We start from the raw sequence: 14,321 nt of genomic DNA, 5'->3' as shown, positions 1-14,321 counted from the left end.
ACATATTAACGATTGTATTTCTGAATCAATGAAAGTCTCATAAGACTTCTTCTTAATAGTTCACCCATTTTTTCTGTCCGACCCATTGTAATAAAGTAATGATTAGAACAAAAATGAATAAGACAACGGCAATGGCGGAAGCATAGCCGATTTTTAGATCCACGAATGCGCTTTCATATAAGTGCCATACAAGCATAGTTGTTGAATTAATTGGACCACCTTTTGTTAATACGGCAATCAAGTCAAACACTTTAAATGTACCAATAATTCCGGTAATCAAAAGAAAGAAGGTTGTAGGCGATAAAGCAGGAAGCATGATGTTCTTAAATTTATCCCACGCTGTCGCTCCGTCCATATCAGCGGCTTCATATAGTTCTTTAGGTATAGACTGGAGACCTGCTAAAAAGAGAATCATATTAAATCCAATCGATGCCCAAATTTGAATTACCATTACAGAAATTAGCGCGAAATTCGGATCGGCTATCCATGTAGGTGGATTTTCAATACCAATCGAGAATAAAAATTGATTGATCGGTCCATTTGTTGGATTAAATAATACTTGCCAAACTACTGCAATGGCAACAATACTAGAGATATACGGCATGAAAAAGGCTACTTTAAAATAACTCTTCATGTATACATGTTTATCAATGACAATGGCGATAAGTAATGAAAAGATCATTGTTATCGGAACCGTTAACAAGAAAAGTAAATTATTCACGACTGATTTAAGGAATCCTTCATTTTCAAACAAAGCTTTAAAATTATCCAGTCCTACCCAATTTATTTGTGTAATTCCCATGATAAAATTCCAATCGGCAAAGCTTAAAATAAACGTTGCTATAATCGGAAGTAGCGTTAATATTCCGACCCCTATTAACATGGGAGAAACAAATAATAGCCCGGCTAAGTTTTCATTTTTCTCAATTTTACTTTTCTTATTGATTTTTATAGATTTAATATTCTTTACAACATTTTTTTCCATCACACTTTTCGCATCAACACTCATATAACCCACCCTCCCAAGAGTATCATTTTCCCAATTTTAATTATGGATGATCAAACGTGATTTTCCTGGTTTTGTTATTTTTTGTCGTTCTTCTACTTTCTTTATTACATGTATGGAAAAATACATGAGTACAGATCCTATGCCACTTATGAAAAAGAGATATCCAGCCATTGGCAGTAAGAAGCTTACTAGCATAATAGAAACTATGGAAAGCAACATGAAAAACGTATAATGTGGATAGGTAATTCCTATCAGAAAAGCTAATTTCATTGTAGTAAATAACTTGCCATTTACATGTAAGTAAACCGGTATCACATACAACAATGTAATTCCATATACAAAACAACTTCCAAGAAGAATACCTTTTGCAATCATCCCTAAAGTACCCATAACTTGATTGGTAAATAGCCAGTCCGTGTAAAAAATAATAGAAATCATCACGATAATAATTCCTAATACATTCGCTTTCCTAAATTCCCTTTTGTACACGTTCCAAAAACGTTTGAAAACCCTTACATTTTCCCCTTTTTGAAAACTTTCCTGAAGTACAGAAAACAAAGCAACAGTAGCAGGAAATATGCCAGCTATAACCAGACCAACGATTGTAAAAAAAAACCAAAGAAAATTTAGATAAAGTAGTCTAATTACCCAGTCACATACTGTATTAACATGGCTCATTAATCTAGTAGATCCCATCATTTCCTCCTCTTTTTTGTTAATTTACTATACAAATAATTGTACGAAAGTTCAAAATATTTATATATATATTTTTTTTACCTAATTGAAAAATTTTTGACATTTAGTGTTTTTTAGAGATATTGTATTTAAAATTTAATCTTTTAGTATCAAGCGCTGTACACGTCTAATCACAGCTGTGCTTGAATTATAGATGCTTTTTAAAGTAGTTTTTTTAAATTATACTCTGAATCGTTCCTTTCAATATGATAAAAAGCAACAATCTCCTAGAGAACAGTCTTAAAGGTACATTAGTATAATTAACAAATTAACTGGGTCAAAACTGGTTGTGAAAGTCTTGAAGAACCAATGCACGTAAAGTACTTATACAAAAATTTTTGTAACGGATCTCCTGTCACATGTATTGTTAATCTTATTTTGAGGTGAATGTTCTATGGAAGCAATGATTGAACGGTGTGCAGGTCTAGATGTGCACCAAGAGACTATAGTAGCTTGTGTTTTATATGGTCCTTTGGATAAAAGACCAAAAAAAGAAATTCAAACCTTTTCGACTTCAACCCATGGACTTTTGTCATTAAACGATTGGTTATCTTCTTACCAAATCACCGATGTCGTAATGGAAAGCACCGGAGTCTACTGGAAACCGGTATGGAACATTCTTGAAGGTGACTTCCATCTTGTGCTCGCCAACGCTAAACATGTGAAGAATGTTCCCGGACGTAAAACCGACGGGAAAGATGTCGAGTGGCTTGCCAAACTATTACGCGCTGGACTTATAGAACACAAGTTTGTTCCACCTGAAGATATTAGTGATTTACGTGATCTAACACGTTACCGAAAAAAATTGATTCATACCCGAACTTCTGAACGGAATCGCATTCACAAAATTCTTCAAGACGCTAATATTAAACTGACTTCCGTTTTATCTGACATTTTCGGTGTTTCCGGTCGATGTATTCTAGAAGCTCTCATGAACGGTGAAAAAATTGAAATACAACATCTTCGACAAATGGTGAATGGAAGAGTAAAAGCAGACATCAAAATGATTGAAAAGTTTTTTATTAAGTGTCCAATCGCTTCTTGAACAGATTAAAAAGAGGGTATAAAAAAGGAATAGATTCGCACTTACTTAATACAGTATAAGATAATTGTATGTATCGCTATACTGTATGGGGTGTGCGAGATCAGCCTTTTTAGCTACCCTCTTTTTAGTAAGTTATTAAATAAATTATTTCCTTCCTACTTTTTAAACTACTATTATTTGGACCTTTTCATCAGATCTTTAACCTGTTTAATTTCAGCGATGATGTGATCTAAATGTTCGTCTTTGCCCACTACGGTAACAAGCTTCGCAAATAGGAAAACGTGAATCATCCGGCAGCTTTTTACCGCATCGCTTGCATTTTTTCTGAAAATTAATCACTTCATCTTTTAATTGATCTTGAACACCATCGCTAATTTCTTCCCGGACACGTTCCCAATACACGGCTTCAGTTCTTCTATCTAAACGATACAAAAATAAAAGGTGAAGGCCAATGGCTTTATAAGAAAGTTCATGTTCCTCTAGATTTCTCGTTTTAATGACCGGTTCGGGAAGTTCCCTTTCTTCTGCAATTGCTTTTACTGTGTCTAGCCACTGACGAACGAGTGCTGATTCTTTTGTTGAAAATGGTAGGTGGAGAAATCCGTATAAATCCATTAAAGAAAAACGAACTTCGATTTCGGTATCGCAAATCAGCTCATAAAGTTCTCGCTCCTCTGAAAGAGATGCTTTTTGCGTTCCTTTTGGCGGGTCAAATTTCTGCCACATTTCAAAAAATGTGCCCATATGCCGGTAATATTTCTGAAAGCGTTCAAATACTGGAGTGGTTGGCGCTATCGCAAAAGTCTGTATTGGATCATCTATTTGTTCTAGCAGACTTTTCATGATTTTTATGTCAGACGTAAATGCCACTTTTCCTGTATTATAAATACCTTTTCTTCCCGCTCTCCCTGCAATTTGTTTTACTTCTTGGGAAGTCAATCTTCTTCTTCTAATCCCATCAAATTTTTCATTCTCTAGAAATACTATGCGGCGGATCGGTAAGTTTAGCCCCATTCCGATTGCATCTGTCGCAACAACAACGGATGTTTTCCCTTTATTAAACAGATCAATTTGTTTTTTCCTAGTTTCTGGCGGCATACTTCCATATATCATACTAACTTTATGTCCACTTCGTTGTAGCCTGGACGCTGTTTCAAGTACTTGCCTTCTAGAAAAGCAAACTAGGGCATCCCCTTTTTCCGTATTTTTCAAACTAAACTCTCTCGATTCTACTTCCAAGGGGATTTCTCGGCTATATTCGTGTAATTCAATATCGGCTTCTTCTAAAAGATCAAGAAGCATCATTTTGATATTCTTACTCCCGATTACGTGGACCTCTTTTGCATTCGCCTTCGTAATGGCTCGATACCAAGAGAAACCACGGTCTTTATCTGCGATCATTTGTGCTTCATCAATGACGACTACCTCATAATAGTCCTTCTCATGGAACATTTCGACCGTTGAGGAGATATGGTTTGCGCCTTCCACTAATTTTTCTTCCTCACCTGTCTTTAATGAGCAAAGAACGCCTTCTATATTTAGCTTTTCATACACTTCAAGTGCGAGAAGTCTGAGCGGGGCAAGATACAGACCACTTTTTGCTTTTTTCATTTTTTGCAGCGCCTGGTGAGTTTTCCCTGTATTTGTCTCACCAATATGTAATACATATCTTTTACTTTGTCCTAATGTTGGAGTAAAAGCCATACCAAAAATATCATCAATAATCCTTTTCTCTTCTTCTTTCCTTCGTGCTTGTTCCGCCAATTCTTCGGCTATTTTTCGCTCCCGTTCAGCCTCATCCTTTTCAAAGATTTCTTGATGCAATACTTTATCAAAAGGAATATCACTAAGTTTTAGTAGATCAGCCAAATATTCTTCTTGAAGCTCATCAAAACAGGCTTCAGATAAATCAGTCCATTCATCACGCAGCAATCCTTTAAGAGCTACTACAGTCAATTCTTCGCCATAAGTTTTTGAGAAATCCTGAAGTAACTTGTTTGGTAAGTGTTCCATTGCTAGTTTAGGTGCGATGTCCGTAATAAATTCCAAAACCATTTTTTCGTAGCGATAGTAATATGTTTCATATTCAAATTCACTTCGTCCCCAAATATATAGAGAATGAATATCACCTGTCAGTTCTTCAAAAAAATCCGTTACCATGATATACTCTGTGCTGTCAAACGATCCTTGCTCCACCAACCGTTCTTCAAGCAGATAAGGCTCGGTATAGTGGTACTTCGGTTTATTTTGAAGATCATCTGCTAAAACTCCAGCTATATAATGACGAACATGCAAATATAAAATCAGTGTATTTTCTTCAAAAAATTCACGAACTGTTTCTTGAAGTTTGACTCTTACTTTCCACCGCTCTTCAGCCTGTCTTTGTTCTTCCAGTCTTTTGAAGTACGTTTCCCTTGCTTTTCTATATCTCAGCTCCCAGTCTTGCTGATTTTGAGAAAAAGATTGTTTTATCCAAGGGATTGCCTCGAATGGTTGAATGTTTCGCAACTCATTACGAAACATATTATTGATTAACTTATGCGCTACTCCTTCGGTGTCATAACCCTTAGCTTTCAAAAATGCTTTCTTTTCTTTTCTTGGCACATCATTTGAAGCTTTATTCAACCAAACATTTATCCAGATTTGTTCGATATAGGATAATCTGTCTGTTATGTATGTCTCACAAGCAGGAAGCATTTCTTGTACCTCTAAATAGCGATCCATATCTTGTACAATTTTTTGTTTCGTTTGCTCAATTGCAATCGGGTATATTTCTTCTAATTTTCCCATGTTGAACCCCTTTGATAGTTTACAGTATGTTATTGTATTCTATTTTACATATTTTATATTAATATTCTCCGCTATAGACCAGCTATCCAAGTATTGCAGCTATTTAGAAGAGAAAAGAACTTTATCTTATTATAAATCATTTTTTGCCTCTAATGCTCGATTTTAAAGAAAGTTGGTATTGTTCATCCTAGATAGGATTCACTCTTATAAGATGAAAATAAAGTTTTTATCCAAACTCACATTACCTCGTTCTCATTTTTCATTAAAAGTCAAGAAGATAATTACAGAACCTTATAATTATAAGGTCGCATATTATATAGGGTAAATGGAAAAGGATAAATGAACAGGGATAAAACCTGCTTACATCTATCCTTTTTGTACAAAATATGACCTCATTTACTACTACAACATCAAAATTTTCACCATCATAAATAATCATTGGTTTCTTCAACAAACACACCCGATTCTTGAAGATTAATCAATGAATTTTTTTTTGGAAAGAACGATCTAGTAATGAAAAGCTCCAGTTCATTCAATAAGAAAAGTGCCAGGAATAGCATCCTTATTTATCTTACCTACTTTTAGATCTTTTTGATAAACATTTAGTTCAATCAAATTACCATCTGGGTCAGCACAGAAAATTTGTGCGAATCCACTTTTTCCATTTGGTTTTTCAAGGATTTCAACTTCATTCTGTTTTAACCATTTAAGAGTGTCATAGTAGTTCTCGACTCGAAGGGCAAAGTGACCTTCTCTGCTAGATAAGCTTTTATCCTTACGAATCGTCTGTGAAGAGGGATCAACTATCAAGTGAAGTTGATGTCCCTCTATTTCATACCAAGCACCTGGAAAATCAAAATCAGGACGCTGTATTTCTTTTAAACATAAAATTTTACCATAGAATTCTTTTGCTCTTTCCAAATCTGTCACAGAAAGACTTACATGATGGAGACATTTATATTTAATCAAAACCTTCACTTCTTTCATTTTAGCAATTTTTTTACCTTAGTAGTTTGTGACTGAGATGACCCCTCGCACCACATCTGGATCTTGATTGGTAATTTATATAATTCGGTAACTAGAATCAAAAATCATTCTTCAACCAAACTACTTCGTTAGTTCAGTAACTTCAACAAAAAGAGCGTCAATCCTTCTTGGATCAACACCTCTATGCAAAGCTAAATTTTAACATCTTACATATTTGCGTTTGAAACCTAGCTTTCCTTTATCAATTTCTTTTTGAATACTTTCGTTAGCGTTTAGGTAACTGCTCTTTTTCTTTTCCCGCTTGACTTCTACTGTACCTACTTCCGTTGCGGTCTCAATTGCCTTTTCATTTAGTGGTAAATATGAAATCCCCACTGTGTATAGAAAATTATTCATAGCAGATTTCGTTCGTTCTGGCGAATCATGAATCGCATTTTTTACAATATCGAGCATATTGGAAATCTTGCTTTCAGAAAATTCATTGTCTGGGCGATTCCCTAAAAGCCAACAGTAACAGCTCCATCCCGCTGACATTCTCAGCTCCTGACCGCTTGCAATCCATTTATCGGCAACGTCTTGTGCAATATCTGACTCAGATAATGTTACTGCTACCACATAATCGGACAGCATATAAAAATATGCTGCATCCATCCAGCGATCAAAATCCGACTCTGTCATTGCTTTTGGGTCTGCAATAATGCCTGCAAAATACATTGCATCATAGTTACCAGTAGCATAAAGCTCCTCAGCTAAACGTTGATTTATTTTTATTTTCTTTGCGATTGGTTTCATAGCACCTGTAGCCACGCCAAAAAGCGGCTCGTGTGCACCATTGGATATGTACATTTTTTTCATTCGTTCCTTGCCCAAGACTTCAAGCTCTCGCATAACTGTTTCGAAATCCATAGTTTTGTACTTCCTTCCTTAATTTAATACCCACTTAATTGTAATATTTTTTTCGTCTTCTATACTTTTCAATTTTATCATAATCTTATCCAAGTAAACTGCTTCGTTTGTCGAATAAGAATAAGAAAAGGTGCCGTAGCAACATGCTTATCATGCTGAAGCACCCATTAGTTTAAGTGTAGAATTCACAATATTATTTATATTTAAACATTAAACACGTTAAACCCCGTCCTAAAATTAGGACAGGGTTATAAATAAAGTTACTTCTGTATTATTTGAATAAGGTTTCCGCATGTATCGTCGAAGACAGCTATTGTGACTTCGCCCATTTCTGTCGGCTCTATAGTAAACTTCACGCTGTGATTCAATAACCTATCGCACTCTTTGCGAACATCTTCAACACCAAACATTGTTACAGGTATGCCTTCTTCAAATAGCTTATTTTGGTACTCTTTGGCTGCTGTATGACTATTGGGTTCGAGCAAAAGCTCAATACCATCATGCTCCTCGGGAGAGACTAGCGTAATCCATCTAAATTCTCCGCTGACATCAATTATGAGCAACTATATGGTTGCTTATCGAAGGAATTGTACAACCTATGACTTATTAGTCATTCTGCTTATGTGATAATCGCTGAATTCTTCTCTATACCTTATCATTACTAGGAAATTATATAAAAATTCATCAAAAATCAACTTAAATAACGATGATACAATGATTTTGCTACAGAAATATCATTTGTTCCATGAATCATAGCACGACCATCTTTAAAAACAACTAATCGATGAGAACCAATAGTGAAGGAAAGTAAATATGGGTTTCTTTCAATCTCACCTTTTTGTGCAAGTAGGATTTTTTCAAGTTGTGCTAGGTCTCTATTAGTCTTTATCGCCGGGCGAATCTGCACGGAATCTCTACCACAAAATACAGCTGTTTTCGTTCGATTTTGATATGATAAATATGGATAAGTTCTGTGTGTTCCGCATGATAGACAGGAATCTTTTTTTACATGCGCTACACGAATAGCTGAATGTTCGTTTTTCCAAAGATCAAATGAAACAATTTTGTTTCTTAGAGCTTCATAATCTTCCACAAGGATTTTTAACGCTTCTACTGTTTGATAAGCAACAACGGTTTGCACAACAGGACTTATAATTCCAGCCGTATCACAAGTTAAGCCACCCAAAGGGATGTCCTCCATTAAACAATGTAAGCAAGGTGTTATCCCCGGTATAATCGTATAACTGATTCCATAGCTTCCTACGCAAGCACCATAAATCCAAGGTATATTGTGTTTTTGTGAAATATCATTAATAATCATTCTTGTTTCAAAATTATCGGTAGCATCCATAATTAAATCTACACCGTCAATGAGTTGCTCTAATTCTTCAACTGATACATCCGCTATAATCGATGTAATGTTTACATCCGAATTCAATAATTTTAATCGGTTCTTTGCAGCGATTGCTTTTGGTAGTCGTTTTTTGGCATCGTTTTCACAAAAAAGCTGCTGTCTTTGTAAATTACTCCACTCCACATAATCTCTGTCGACAATCGTTAACGATCCGATTCCTGCCCGAACTAAGTTCTCTGCGCTTCCAGTTCCTAAAGCTCCAGCACCAATTATCAGTACATGTTTATTACGAATTCTCTCTTGTCCCTTTACTCCAATGGGCGTAAATAATTCTTGACGTGAATAGCGTTCACTCATCCAATGCTCATTCCTTCAACCGGACTGCTTGCTTGACCATATTCTTTTCTCGCGATTCTTCCTGCTTCGAACCCAAGTCGGCCAGCTTTAATCGCAAGCTTCATTGCCTCTGCCATTTTGATTGGATCTTTGGCCCCAGATACAGCTGTGTTTAGAAGAACTCCATCTGCCCCCAATTCCATGGCAATTGCAGCATCTGAAGGAGTGCCGATTCCAGCATCGATAATAACAGGAACTGTGGTCTGTTCAATAATAAATCGTAGGTTAAGAGGATTCATTATTCCTTGTCCAGACCCAATTGGCGAAGCTCCGGGCATAATCGCGTGACAGCCTAAATCTTCTAAATGTTTCGCTAGGACAACATCATCTGAAGTATATGGTAAAACAATAAATCCTTCTTTTACCAACTCTTCTGATGCCTTTATTGTTTCAATTGGGTCAGGTAATAATGTTTTTTGACAACCAATCAGTTCTACTTTTATCATGTCACAAAGTCCTGATGCTTTAGCCAGTTTTGCAATCCGAACCGCCTCTTTTGCTGTTTTGGCGCCTGCTGTATTTGGAAGTAATGTATATTTTTTAAGATCGAGGTTTTCTAAAAAATTCGGTTGGCTTGCTTCGAAAATATTCATTCTCCGAACAGCAAACGTTAAAATTTCCGCTTCCGAAACATCTACTGCTTTCTTTTGAACATCGAAATTTGGATACTTCCCAGTTCCTAATAATAATCTTGAAGAAAATTCAAAAGGTCCTATTCTCAACATATCATCCGCCTCCTACAAAATGTACCATTTCCACTCTGTCTCCGTTTGACAAAAGTGTTTCTTGGTGATTTCCTTTTTCTAATATTTCATTGTTTAATTCTACAATCACGACTTTTTGATTTAAGCCATAATGTTGCAAAAGCTCTGAAACAGTTGCCACATCAATAGGAATTTCTAATTTTTCACCATTAATAACTATTTCCAATACATACACCCCTAATAATTTATTTGATAAGTACGATCCACTCGAAATGCAGTGCATTCAGATGAAGCGTTTCTTTCTACTAAATCTGCAACAATTTGGCCCGTAATCGGAGATAGGAGTATTCCATTTCGATAGTGACCCGTTGCAATAAATAGTCCATGAAATTCTGGATGTTCGTCTATATAAGGAAGACCATCCCCAGTTTGGGGGCGGAGCCCAGCCCATGCTCGTTCGAACTCTGTGTCTTTAATAGCCGGGAGTAAACGCTTTGCTTTTTCCATTAATGCTGAAATACCATCGATGCTTACTCTTTGGTCGAACGTATGTGGCTTCTCTGTTGCACCAACGATTATTCTCCCGCCAATTTTAGGTACTAGATAGCATCCATGAGAAAAAATCGTTTTTTCAAGCAATGGACGATGTGTCATAATCGAGAAACATTCCCCTTTTATTGGATATGTATCAATTTTGACCCCAACCTTCTCAAGTAGAAATTTGCTCCATGTTCCACTTGCTACAATGACATTTTCACTAAAAAATTCCCCTTCATTCGTGTAAACTCCTTTTACTCGGTTATCCTCGAACAATAAATCTCTCACTTGGATGAATTCCTTAATTTCTGCCCCAAGCATAGCAGCTGATTTTGCAAATGCTATTGAAAGATGATATGGCGAGACTTGACCATCTCGAGGAATATACATAGCACCTCTAATATCATCAGATATGAGTGGCTCTATTTTTTTAATTTCAGTGGTCGAAAGCCACTCTTCCTCTCCTGTCCAACTTTGGCTATTTATCAAGTTCTTTAACTCTGTTTCTTGCTCGTTTGTAAGTGCTACCTTTAACAATCCCTTGTTTATGAATTCAATATCGATCCCTGAGAATTCTTTTAATTCAGCTGAAAGCGTTGGAAACATCTCCCTGCTCTTTTTTGCTAATGGTAAAAGAGGGTTACTTGCGCTTAGCTCCGCTTGTGCCCCTAACATTCCTGCAGCTGCACTAGATGCCTGACAGGCAAGTCGATCTTTTTCTAACAGAAGAACTTGTTTACCTCTTTTAGCTAAATGATAAGCAATAGATCCCCCAATAACGCCACCACCTACAACAATTGCATCGTATATGGATCTCACATCTTATCTCCCCTTCCCTAACGACCTGCAATATTCTTTAACAGCCTGAACTGGACTTTTTGCATCCAATACACCAGACATTACAGCTATCCCTTTTGCTCCAGCATTAATTAATAGTTCACTATTGGAAGGTGTAATCCCGCCAATTGCAATAATTGGTAGTTTCATACTCATCGTGATCTCTTTAAGTTCTTCTACACCTTTAGGTGGTAAACCTGATTTGGAATTGGTAGGAAAAACGTGTCCATAAATTGCGTAGTCTGCTCCTTTTTCAAAAACAGTTTGTGCTTCATCAAAGGAATGAATAGAACGCCCCACTCGAATTCCTGGGAATGCTTTTTTTACAACGCTGACATCTAAACTATGAAACGCTAACTGGACACCATAAGCTTGCTGGCTCCATGCTACATCTACTCTGTCATTCACAATGATTTTAGAGAGCGGTATATTCTTTTCACATAACAAAGTTACAGCTTGATAGAGTTGTGCTGCACTCATATGCTTTTCTCTAAGATGGATGAAATCAATATACTCATGAATTTCAGATGCAATCTCAACGAACTTTGTAATTTGCTGCTTACCAGTAGAAATAATATGCAATTCAGGTACACTCATAAGAAAACTCCTTAACAGAAAATCCAATTTTCGTGAACTATTAAGTTAAATTGAAAACAAAATCATGTACAGCATCTACTAACGTCGACCACATAGGATAAAGGGTTGTTTCATCATTCTCTTTCTTACAAATATACAAAATACTGAGCCTCGACTAACTAATATTTTCATAAAAAACTGGACCAAATTATGCTACATACTAACAATACAAAGTCAGTTACGGGCAAATCCCCCCTAATCGTTATCTGTATCAAAGTGTTAAACAAAATAAAAAAGCCACTTTCTCTACATTCATAAAGAAAGTGGCTAGTCTTAATAAAATACACAAACCTATTTTCGACGCCACCACTTCCCTACGCTGGTATAAACCAGATCAAGTTCTAAGGGTCTTAAAGCAATACTTTAATCTCAGCTTTTTCGGTAATATTGTTCTTTACCAGTAAAGCACCCCTAGTGGTATATGTTAATATTTAGTTTATTTTCATCTATAGTACCATTATTAAGTTAATTGTCAAATAATTTAAAATATATTTTATTACATAATCTAAGTAAACTAAAAAAGCCGAATCAAATACCACAAAAGTTTCTTTCTCTGATAACAAGAAATATAGCGGCATTTTGACTATCTATGACTGACATTTATTACTTGTTAAACTCCCCTTAATTTAATCCTAACTACAGATATTATTTCGACATTGCTTTTTTAACTAAGGCTCTTTTCGTAAAGATTGTTGTTTTTAGCAAGAAACCAATTCGAACAGATGTTGATTGTAGTGGAAGGTGCGAGACTCCTGCGGGAAAAGCGTGTTGAGGGAGACCCCGCAAGTGCAAAGCACTGAGGAGGCTTCTGAGACCGCCCGCGGAAAGCGAGTACCTGCAACGGAAATCAACCCGGGATATTAGTGTAAAAATGATTAAAAAGCAACAAAGTATGTGAAAACAGCCTTAACTAAAAGTAAGCTATTATCTGAACGCAAATTTAATATTCTTAAAAGGAAATTCTCTATTAGATTCAGTACCCGTTTATTTTATTTATACATTTCAATTATCCCAACCGGAATTTTTAAAATTATTTCTTCTTTTTCAATTTGTCTTCTGCTTGCTTTATATTCTCAGCAATTCTAAATTTAACGATCTTTTTAATTAGTTCATAAGGCAACGGTTTGTCAATCTGAAACTGTACAGACCCTTTTGCTCCTTTATATTCGGATAATTCATGTTGAAAAGCAGCAATTCCACTAGAAGTTGGATAAAACCCGATGTGATTTTTATAGGCTGCGAAATGCACGAGATTTTTATGTAATACAAATGTAGGCATTTGATAACTAATTTTTTCTTCTGCATCCGGTGCAGTCTCTTTTATTACTTCTCTTAATTTTTTTAATATTTCCTGGACCTCTAGAGGAAATTGCACAATGTATTCATCAATCGATTTAAACGTAGTTTTTTGGGCTTTCATAATTTCTCCTTTCAAAAATGGTAAGTCTTAGATCAAGTTGATTTTTGTTCTTATTTATCGTTTATCAATCTCGTTATCACTTTGCCACATCGCTAAAATTTCCTATAATCAGAATGCCAAAAGAATCAGTTATAGTTTACATCCTTTTATCACGTTTTCAATAAAAAAGACAGTAACAAAGTTATATTATATTAATACAAAGAACCGTCCAATTAAGGACGGTATTAATAAAGTTTTAATGTTGTTCCACACTAACACCTCTAAAATTAGTATTTTAGAGGTGTTAGTTTTTTATGTTCACTTTTTTTCCATAATCGCAAAGTAATTTTCTTCATTATCAGCAAAGTTAAAAACTCTACCAGAAGGCATACTTACAATTTCTCCGACTTTGATATTATTATCGGAAAAGTCTTTATATAATGTATCCAGGTTTTCCGAATAAAACATTATTGATGGTGTTTGTAGATTTAATTCCGGCTGCATTTTAGCAATGAATTCCTTGTTATGGAGAACGAAACTCGTTTCAGCTTCTTTTGTTGGAGCAATTTCAATCCATCTCAGTCCTTGGCCATTGTCTTCTTCAGAAATTTTACTAAACCCTACTTTTTCTGTCCAAAATTTTAATGCATCATCTTGGTTATTTACATATAACATAATTTGACCAACTTTTTTAATCATTTGCTTCTCTCCATTCCTACAAGTTCAGATAATATTGATTGTTTATACCTTAGAGCATTCCATTATTCTTTCGCAAATATAACTACTAAATGATTATACCAAAAAACAAAGTTATTGACTGCATTATGCCCATGTAAGAAAGGTGATAATAACATATTTCCACAATACTGTTTTCTAGGTACCATAAAATCTGCAGTATAAAAAGGATTTTCAACTATTCAAGCGTGTAGCCACTATTGCTTTTCTATAAAAATAGGTTTCGTTTACTGTTGAAGCCTAGGTGAAAT

General features: G+C 35.5%; 14 protein-coding genes and 1 riboswitch. Of the genes, 1 reads left to right on the top strand and 13 read right to left on the bottom strand.

The genetic code is table 11. From position 1 onward, the window contains the following. Nucleotides 1-52 precede the first annotated feature (52 nt). On the bottom strand, nucleotides 53-1,009 hold the full coding sequence (locus V179_RS0107375; RefSeq protein WP_084552259.1) for a carbohydrate ABC transporter permease: 957 nt from the start codon (nucleotides 1,007-1,009) through the stop codon (nucleotides 53-55). Between the two features lie 36 nt (nucleotides 1,010-1,045). After that, nucleotides 1,046-1,705, bottom strand: coding sequence for a YesL family protein (locus V179_RS27340; protein ID WP_051404873.1), 660 nt, complete (start codon nucleotides 1,703-1,705; stop codon nucleotides 1,046-1,048). A gap of 433 nt (nucleotides 1,706-2,138) precedes the next feature. Between V179_RS27340 and V179_RS27335 the strand changes: the two genes are divergently transcribed. Next, nucleotides 2,139-2,789 carry an IS110 family RNA-guided transposase gene (locus V179_RS27335; protein ID WP_051404872.1) on the top strand — a complete coding sequence of 217 codons (651 nt, stop codon included), beginning with the start codon at nucleotides 2,139-2,141 and terminating at the stop codon, nucleotides 2,787-2,789. A 213-nt stretch (nucleotides 2,790-3,002) separates the two neighbouring features. Here V179_RS27335 and V179_RS0107360 read toward each other — a convergent pair whose 3' ends face one another. From V179_RS0107360 to V179_RS0107310, 11 genes are all read right to left on the bottom strand, one after another. Next, on the bottom strand, nucleotides 3,003-5,579 hold the full coding sequence (locus V179_RS0107360) for a DEAD/DEAH box helicase (RefSeq protein WP_028390904.1): 2,577 nt from the start codon (nucleotides 5,577-5,579) through the stop codon (nucleotides 3,003-3,005). A gap of 528 nt (nucleotides 5,580-6,107) precedes the next feature. After that, nucleotides 6,108-6,548 carry a VOC family protein gene (locus V179_RS27330; RefSeq protein WP_051405012.1) on the bottom strand — a complete coding sequence of 147 codons (441 nt, stop codon included), beginning with the start codon at nucleotides 6,546-6,548 and terminating at the stop codon, nucleotides 6,108-6,110. Between the two features lie 216 nt (nucleotides 6,549-6,764). Further along, entirely contained in the window at nucleotides 6,765-7,472 is a 708-nt protein-coding gene (locus tag V179_RS0107350) for a DNA alkylation repair protein (protein ID WP_028390903.1), read from the bottom strand. A 260-nt stretch (nucleotides 7,473-7,732) separates the two neighbouring features. After that, the gene (locus tag V179_RS27325) at nucleotides 7,733-8,035 is read right to left on the bottom strand and encodes a VOC family protein (protein ID WP_051404871.1); all 303 of its coding nucleotides are present in this window, start codon (nucleotides 8,033-8,035) and stop codon (nucleotides 7,733-7,735) included. Between the two features lie 128 nt (nucleotides 8,036-8,163). Next, complete coding sequence (locus V179_RS0107340) at nucleotides 8,164-9,183, bottom strand: thiazole biosynthesis adenylyltransferase ThiF (RefSeq protein WP_028390902.1); 1,020 nt, start codon at nucleotides 9,181-9,183, stop codon at nucleotides 8,164-8,166. Further along, nucleotides 9,180-9,947 carry a thiazole synthase gene (locus V179_RS0107335; protein ID WP_028390901.1) on the bottom strand — a complete coding sequence of 256 codons (768 nt, stop codon included), beginning with the start codon at nucleotides 9,945-9,947 and terminating at the stop codon, nucleotides 9,180-9,182. Before V179_RS0107335 ends, V179_RS0107340 begins: the two co-directional genes overlap by 4 nt. 1 nt (nucleotide 9,948) lies before the next feature. Next, nucleotides 9,949-10,152 carry a sulfur carrier protein ThiS gene (thiS, locus tag V179_RS0107330; protein WP_028390900.1) on the bottom strand — a complete coding sequence of 68 codons (204 nt, stop codon included), beginning with the start codon at nucleotides 10,150-10,152 and terminating at the stop codon, nucleotides 9,949-9,951. Between the two features lie 11 nt (nucleotides 10,153-10,163). Next, nucleotides 10,164-11,282 (bottom strand): glycine oxidase ThiO, encoded by a 1,119-nt coding sequence (gene thiO, locus V179_RS0107325; RefSeq protein WP_028390899.1) that lies wholly within the window; start codon nucleotides 11,280-11,282, stop codon nucleotides 10,164-10,166. Nucleotides 11,283-11,285: 3 nt separating this feature from the next. After that, nucleotides 11,286-11,897 (bottom strand): thiamine phosphate synthase, encoded by a 612-nt coding sequence (locus V179_RS0107320; RefSeq protein ID WP_028390898.1) that lies wholly within the window; start codon nucleotides 11,895-11,897, stop codon nucleotides 11,286-11,288. Nucleotides 11,898-12,230: 333 nt separating this feature from the next. Continuing rightward, a riboswitch (TPP riboswitch) is annotated at nucleotides 12,231-12,359 on the bottom strand. 607 nt (nucleotides 12,360-12,966) lie between these two features. Beyond that, entirely contained in the window at nucleotides 12,967-13,356 is a 390-nt protein-coding gene (locus V179_RS0107315) for an iron chaperone (RefSeq protein ID WP_028390897.1), read from the bottom strand. Nucleotides 13,357-13,653: 297 nt separating this feature from the next. Beyond that, a complete protein-coding gene (locus V179_RS0107310) occupies nucleotides 13,654-14,034 on the bottom strand; it encodes a VOC family protein (protein WP_028390896.1) in 381 nt (126 codons plus the stop codon). Nucleotides 14,035-14,321 lie beyond the last annotated feature (287 nt).

The sequence above is a fragment of the Bacillus cihuensis genome, assembly GCF_000504145.1.
Lineage (GTDB): Bacteria > Bacillota > Bacilli > Bacillales > DSM-1321 > Peribacillus > Peribacillus huizhouensis.
This window is presented reverse-complemented; position numbering and strand designations above follow the sequence as displayed.